Annotated in this window: 8 protein-coding genes; 2 read left to right on the forward strand and 6 right to left on the reverse strand. The window is 72.1% G+C overall.

Features of this window, described 5'->3' with window-relative positions; all coding sequences use genetic code 11:
* From ACI379_RS14870 to ACI379_RS14895, 6 genes are all read right to left on the reverse strand, one after another.
* The coding region (locus ACI379_RS14870) for a hypothetical protein (protein WP_439792879.1) at positions 1-357 on the reverse strand (357 nt) is incomplete at its 3' end.
* Positions 350-682, reverse strand: coding sequence for a DUF1290 domain-containing protein (locus ACI379_RS14875; protein ID WP_439792880.1), 333 nt, complete (start codon positions 680-682; stop codon positions 350-352). The genes ACI379_RS14875 and ACI379_RS14870, both read right to left, overlap by 8 nt.
* Entirely contained in the window at positions 679-1,614 is a 936-nt protein-coding gene (locus ACI379_RS14880; protein WP_439792881.1) for a DUF881 domain-containing protein, read from the reverse strand. Before ACI379_RS14880 ends, ACI379_RS14875 begins: the two co-directional genes overlap by 4 nt.
* A complete protein-coding gene (locus ACI379_RS14885; RefSeq protein ID WP_439792882.1) occupies positions 1,611-2,210 on the reverse strand; it encodes a CDP-alcohol phosphatidyltransferase family protein in 600 nt (199 codons plus the stop codon). Before ACI379_RS14885 ends, ACI379_RS14880 begins: the two co-directional genes overlap by 4 nt.
* A 99-nt stretch (positions 2,211-2,309) precedes the next feature.
* Positions 2,310-3,380, reverse strand: a complete 1,071-nt coding sequence (locus ACI379_RS14890) for a hemolysin family protein (protein ID WP_439792883.1) — start codon at positions 3,378-3,380, stop codon at positions 2,310-2,312.
* On the reverse strand, positions 3,377-4,741 hold the full coding sequence (locus tag ACI379_RS14895) for a hemolysin family protein (RefSeq protein ID WP_439792884.1): 1,365 nt from the start codon (positions 4,739-4,741) through the stop codon (positions 3,377-3,379). The genes ACI379_RS14890 and ACI379_RS14895 overlap by 4 nt, the downstream gene beginning before the upstream one ends.
* A 271-nt stretch (positions 4,742-5,012) precedes the next feature.
* On the opposite strand from ACI379_RS14895, the gene cobT reads away from it, so the two are divergent.
* Positions 5,013-5,996, forward strand: coding sequence for a nicotinate-nucleotide--dimethylbenzimidazole phosphoribosyltransferase (gene cobT / locus ACI379_RS14900; protein WP_439792886.1), 984 nt, complete (start codon positions 5,013-5,015; stop codon positions 5,994-5,996).
* On the forward strand, positions 5,993-6,726 hold a 734-nt coding region (locus ACI379_RS14905), incomplete at its 3' end, for an adenosylcobinamide-GDP ribazoletransferase (RefSeq protein ID WP_439792885.1). The genes cobT and ACI379_RS14905, both read left to right, overlap by 4 nt.

Consider the following 6,726-nt stretch of genomic DNA (forward strand, 5'->3'; position numbering starts at 1 on the left):
TTCTTCCTCAAGGTCCACGTCGGACTCGTCGCCCAGGGCGACTGCCCCGGAGCCGGCGTCGGGCGCGGTGTCCCCCTCGGCGGAGGTCTCTGACTCCGGCTCCGGGCCCGTCTCTGGGACGTCGTCCGGATCGCCGACCAGGTCAGCGTCGTCCCCCGCGTCACCCTCGTCATCGACCTCGTCCTCAGGCACGGCGTCAGCCGTCTGCTCGGAGGCGGGACCAGAGGCACCCTGCTCGTCGCCCTCCCCCGGCTCACCGGTCTCCACCGCCACGTCCGGCTCGATCTTCTCGATCTCGTCCGGCGCGGCTGCGGCCTCGGGCTCCTCCGCGGGGCCCGGCTTGGTCGGCTCAGGCATGGAAGACGTGCCGCCTGATCGATGCCATGTTGGAGAAGATGCGGATGCCCAGGACCACGACGACGCCGGTCTGGAGCTGTCCGCCGACGCCCAGCTGGTCGCCCACGAAGACGATCGTGGCCGCGATGACCACATTGCTCACGAACGAGACCACGAAGACCTTGTCGTCGAAGATGCCGTCGAGGAAGGCGCGCAACCCACCGAGGACGGCGTCCAGCGCAGCCACCACCGCGATCGGAAGGTACAGCTGGAGTCCGACGGGGATGTCGGGTGCGAGGAGCAGGCCAAGCACGACTCCGAGCACCAGTCCCAGTGCTGCAATCACTCGTTCTCCTCCTCACCGTAGAGCGTCCCGGACCGGTATGCCTGAGATCCCTGTTCGACCACGCGCAGCGGGTCCAGTCTCGCAGCCGGCAGACGCAGGTCCGTCACATTCTCGGGTACGTACTCAAATCCGAGCGCGTTGGCGAGCTCGAACCACACCTGTCCCTGGGAGGAGGCCAGCAGGTCGGCCTGCAGGCTCCCGGGGTCCCCGATCACGTTGATCACGAAGGGTTCGGTGATCGGGCGCCCGCCGACGTGGATAGAGCGACCTGTGTTGCGGATCCCGGTGGTGGCGGAGAGACGCTCACCGTTGATCGAGATCGCCTCGGCGCCGGCGTGCCACAGCCCGTCGACAAGGGTGGCGAGGTCCTCGTCCCGGATCTGGCTGTTCGGCTCGGCTCCGGCCGCGCTGCGCACGGTGATGCGTACGCCGGGGCCGCGTACGGCCACGGACCCCGTGCTCATCCCCAGCTGCTCCAGGTCGGCCCGGGCGTCGTCCACCTGGGCTGCCAGGTCCGCGTTGGCCTGCAGCGTCCCCCGGTTCGCGACCTCGAGCTCACGCACCTTCGACTGGAGGTCGCTGACGCGCTCGCGCCGCTCCTCGACCTGCGCGATCAGGGCGTCACGGCTCAGCTGGTCCACCTCGGCGTCACGCTGCGTCTGCAGCCCGATCACCGTGACCAGGAGTCCGAACAACGCGACGGCCACACCCGTACCGACCGCGAAGCGTCGCCCGGGCGCAGGGCGGTCCCCAGTCGCGCTCGTACGCCGTTCCGCCGCAGCGGCGTAGTCCTCGTCGAGCGACCGCTGGGTGATGAGCGTCAGCAACGGCGTGGTGACGTGCGCGGGCAGCGCCGGCGGCGCCGCCCCGGCCGCCGGCGGGCTTGCCGGCCGCGGTGCCGAGGCGTAGTCGTCCGCGGGAGGAGGCGTCACGCGGACTCCTGGGCCACGCGTCGGTCCGTGTCACGCAGGAGGCGGAACACCTGCCAGGCGTACAGGATGCCGGCCCACCAGTAGAGGCCGATGCCCCAGATGGTGAACGCCCACCCGAAGACCTGGGCGAGGGTGGCGACCATGCCGCTGCCGTCCCCGAGCAGGAGCAGCGGGAAGGCGTACAGGAGGTTGAACGTGGCGGCCTTGCCGAGGAAGTGGACCGGCAGCGAGCTGTAGCCCCGGGTCCGCAGGAAGGGCACGAGGAGCCAGAGCAGGACGTCACGCAGGGGAAGCACGACCGCGACCCACAGCGGGATGATGTCTCGCAGGAAGAGTCCGACGACGACGGCCAGGATGTAGAGGCGGTCCGCGACCGGGTCGAGGATCGCGCCGAGCGCGGAGCGCTGGTCGAGGCGACGTGCGAGCCAACCGTCGAGGAAGTCGGTGATGCCCGCGACGAGCAGGACGAGCAGTGCGAGCTCGTCGTGCTGGGGTCCCAGGACGAGCCAGAGGAAGACCGGGATGCCGAGCAGGCGCACGCCACTGAGGAGGTTGGGAACGGTCCACGGACCACTCTGCTCGCCTCGTGACTCCACTGCCCCGGCTCCTGTCCTCTGCTCCGACCGTGCCCCACGCAGGTCAGCGGCCACACTACCCAGCGGCACCGCGTCCGCCGGGACCCCTGTGCGGTGTCGTCAGGCCTCGGGCGTACGGGTGTCCGCCTGCGGGGCGTGGTGCGCACCGTCACGGATCTCCCCCACCAGCTCCTCCAGCACGTCCTCGAGCGTCACCACGCCGAGCACGATCCCCTCGGAGTCCACCACCCGGCCCATGTGGGCACCGCGCTGGCGCAGCGTGCCCAGGGCCTCGTGCAGCAGGTCGTCGCTGCGGACCGTGGCGAAGGGACGTACCCACTTGGGGTCGATGGGGCGCTCCCGCCGAACCTCGTCCGTCTCCAGCACGTCCTTGATGTGCAGGTAGCCGCGCAGCTCACCCTCCTCCGAGGTGACCGGGAACCGGCTGAAGCCGGTCCGGGCGCACAGGGTCTCGACGTCCGCTCCGGAGGAGCCCGGCCCCACCGTGGCGAGTGAGTCGGACGGCATGAGCACCGAGGAGACCGTCAGCTCGGTGAACCCCAGGGCGCCGGCGAGCAGGTCGTACTCCGCGTCCTCGATCATGCCCGAGCCGCGGGACTCCTCCACCAGGGCCGCGACCTCCTCGCGCGTGTAGACCGAGGAGACCTCGTCCTTCGGCTCGACCCGCAGGGCGCGCAGGGTGAGGTTGGCGATGAAGTTGAGGGCCGCGATCACCGGCCGCAGGACCGTGACGATCCACATCATCGGGGGGCCCAGGACCAGGGCCGCACGCGCCGGGCCCGCGATGGCGATGTTCTTGGGGACCATCTCCCCCAGGACCACGTGCAGGAAGACCACGACCAGCAGCGCGATGACGAAGGAGATCGGGTAGACGAGCTGGTGGGGCACCCCCAGGGACGCGAACACGGGCTTGAGGAGGTGGGCGACCGCCGGCTCACCGACGGCGCCCAGGCCCAGCGAGCACACGGTGATCCCCAGCTGGGCGGCCGCCATCACGGCCGACACGTTCTCCATGGCCGCCAGCGTGGCCTTGGCGGCTCCCGAGCCCGCGAGCGCCTTCGGCTCGATCTGGCTGCGGCGCGTGGAGAGCAGGGCGAACTCCGCGCCCACGAAGAAGGCGTTGAGCGCGAGCAGGACGACGGCGAGCAGGAGTGCGGCGTAGTCGTTCACCGGACACCTCCCTCGCTGCTCGGTCCGACGCCCGGGGCGCCGGTCACCTCGCGCATGTGCACCCGGTCCACGCGCAACCCGTCCATCCGTTCCACGGTCAGGGTCACCAGGTGCTGCTCCTCGTCGGAGTCTCCTGTGACCGTCACCTCGATGCGGTCGCCGTTGCTGGGCACCTTGCCCAGCTCGCGCATGATCAGGCCGCCGATGGTGTCGTAGTCCTCGTGCAGCGGCAGGGCCAGGCCGGTCAGGTCCTCGACCTCGTCAGGGCGGAGCAGGCCGGACAGGAACCACGACCCGTCCGGCCGCAGCCGGTGCCGGGCGCCCAGGCGGTCGTGCTCGTCGGAGATGTCGCCGACGATCTCCTCCACGACGTCCTCCAGGGTCACGATGCCGGCGTGGCCGCCGTACTCGTCGAGGACGACCGCCATCTGCGTGCCGTCGTTGCGCAGCAGCGCGAGCAGCGGGTCGAGCCGCAGGCTGTCGGGCACCACTGTCGCCTTGCCCATGACGCGCCGGACGCGCGTGGTCGCGCGCTCGTGGACGGCCAGCGCCACGACGTTCTTGACGTGGACCGTGCCCACGACGACCTCCTCGGAGTCCAGCACCGGGAACCGTGAGAAGCCGGTCTGGCGGGCCGCCTCGATCACGCTCGAGGCGCGGTCGGTGTCGGCCAGGGAGGTGGTGCGTACGCGCGGGGTCATGATCTCGCCGGCGGTGCGCTGGGCGAACTCGACCGACCGCTCCACGAGCTCGGCGGTCTCCGCGTCCAGGGTCCCCTGGTCGGCGGAGTGCTGCACCAGCGATGCCAGCTCGTCGGTGCTGCGCGCGGAACGCAGCTCCTCCTGCGGCTCGATGCCGAGCCTGCGCACGATGGCGTTGGCCGAACCGTTGAGCAGCTTGATCGGGTAGTGGTTGACGACGGTGAAGCCGCGCATGAAGCCCTGCGTGCGTCGGGCGGTCTCCAGCGGCCTGGCGATGGCCAGGTTCTTGGGCACCATCTCGCCGAAGACCATGGTCAGCACCGTGGACAGCACCAGGGCGACGCCCAGCGCGACGGGGCGCACGGCACCGTCGGGGAGCCCGGCGCCGCGCAGCGGGTCGCCGATGAGCTCGGCGATCGCGGGCTCGGCCAGGTAGCCGATCGCCAGGTTGGTGACGGTGATGCCGATCTGGGCGCCGGAGAGCTGGGTCGACAACGAACGCAGGGCCGACTGCACGCCCACGGCCTTGGGGTCGCCACCGGAGGCGGCGCGGTCGACCGTCGTCCGGTCGACGGTCACGAAGGCGAACTCGGAGGCGACGAAGATGCCGCACAGGCCGATCAGCACCAACGAGCTGGCGAGCAGGATCCACGGGGTCACCGGGTCGTCCCCGGGACGTACGGTCGGCTCGGACTGTCACTCTCGCTCATGTCGAGCAAGTTCCCCTCTCGCTTCGTGACGACACTCCTCGCAGGAGTGACGCGCTGCACTGAGAATAGCGAGCCGCTCCCCCTCGACGCGACGAGGCGGCCGCCGGGAGCCGTAGGGTGGCACGGCCCGTCCCGAGGCCCCCGCCTCCCGTCCCCCGGAGTTCCTCATCGCCACCCTCACTCCCCCCGCTGACAGTTCCCGACGTGCCGCCGCCGAGCGTCTGGCCGGCCTGGCGACGCCCCCCGGTGCCCTGGGCCGGCTCGGCGACCTCGCCGTGTGGGTCAGCGCCGTGCAGGACGCCGTTCCGCCGCGGGGGTTCGACGCGGTACGGCTCGTGATCTTCGCCGGGGACCACGGCGTCACCAGCCACGGTGTCTCGGCCTTCCCGGCCGAGATCACCGGCGCCATGGTGCGCACCTTCCTCGCCGGGCGCGCCGGCGTCAGCGCCCTGGCGCGCGCCCACGACGTCGCCGTACGGGTGCTGGACCTGGGGTGCAACGACGACTTCGCCGACCTGGACGCCGCGACGCGGACTGCCCTCCAGGCGCACAAGGTGCGCCCGGGGAGCGAGCCCCTCCACCTGCGGGACGCCCTCACCCCCGAGCAGGCGCGGGCCGCGTACGACGCCGGTGTCGCCGTGGCGCTCGAGGAGATCGCAGCCGGCGCGGACCTGCTCATCAGCGGCGACATGGGCATCGGCAACACCACCCCCGCCGCCGCGATGGTCGCGTACGCCCTGGGTCTGCCCGGCGAGGCGGTCGTGGGTCGCGGCACCGGCATCGACGACGAGGCGCTCGCGCGCAAGGCGGCCGCCGTCGACGCGGCTGTGGCGAGGGTGCGTGAGGCCGGGCTGGACGGTCTCGGGGCTCTCGGTTCCCTGTCCAGCGCCGACCTCGTCGCCACGACCGGGTACCTGGTGACGGCCGCCCGCTCGGGTGTGCCGGTCCTGCTCGACGGCCTCATGAGCGTGGCCTGCGCCCTGTGGGCCGAGGAGCTCGAACCCGGCGCCGCCCAGTGGTTCGCCGCCGGCCACCGGTCCACGGAGCCGGCGCAGTCCTTAGCGCTGGAGAAGCTCGGCCTCGACCCGGTGCTGGACCTGGGCCTCCGGCTCGGCGAGGGCTCGGGCGCCGTGGCCGCCGTCCCGGTGCTGCGCAGCGCCGTCGCGCTGCTGCGCGACGTGGCCCTGCTCTCCGAGCTCGGATGACGCTCCGCGACGGGTTCCTGCTCTCCCTCGGCACGCTCACCCGGATCCCCGTCCCACCGCCAGCGGTCGTCGACCGTACGACCGGCGGTGTCGCGATGCTGGCCGCCCCTGTGACCGTCCTGCCGCTCGGCGCCGGCGTCGCCGTCGTGCTCGCGCTGGGCCACCTCGCCGGGGCACCGGCTCTGCTGAGCGGGCTCCTGGCTGCCGCGTTCCTGGCGTGGGCGACCCGCCTGCTCCACCTGGACGGCGTCTCAGACACCGTCGACGGACTGACTGCCTCGACCGACCGTGAACGGTCCCTGGAGGTCATGCGTTCCGGGACGGCCGGCCCTGCCGGCGTGGTCACCCTCGTCGTGATCCTCGGTGTGCAGACCCTCGGCTTCGCGAGTCTGTCCGGCACCGTCTGGGGGACGCTGCTGGCCGGTGCAGCGGTCTGCTGGTCACGCGTGGCGCTCGCGGTGGCCTGTGCGCGCGGGGTCCCCGCCGCGCGTCCGGGTGGACTGGGCGCGGCGGTCGCCGGCTCGGTCAGGGGGCTGCGTCTGGCGCTTCTCTGGGTGCCGGTGACTGCCGTGTGGTGGGTGGTCGCGGACCGTGCCGACGCGGGCGTCGGCGGCTGGGTGGCTCCGCTGCTGTCGACAGTGGCGGTCGTCGCGTGCGTCAGGCTCGCCGTACGTCGTCTGGGCGGCGTGACCGGTGACGTCCTCGGCGCGTGCGTCGAGGCGGCCCTGCT

Origin of the sequence: Nocardioides sp. (assembly GCF_051876515.1) — a bacterium.
GTDB lineage: Bacteria > Actinomycetota > Actinomycetes > Propionibacteriales > Nocardioidaceae > Nocardioides.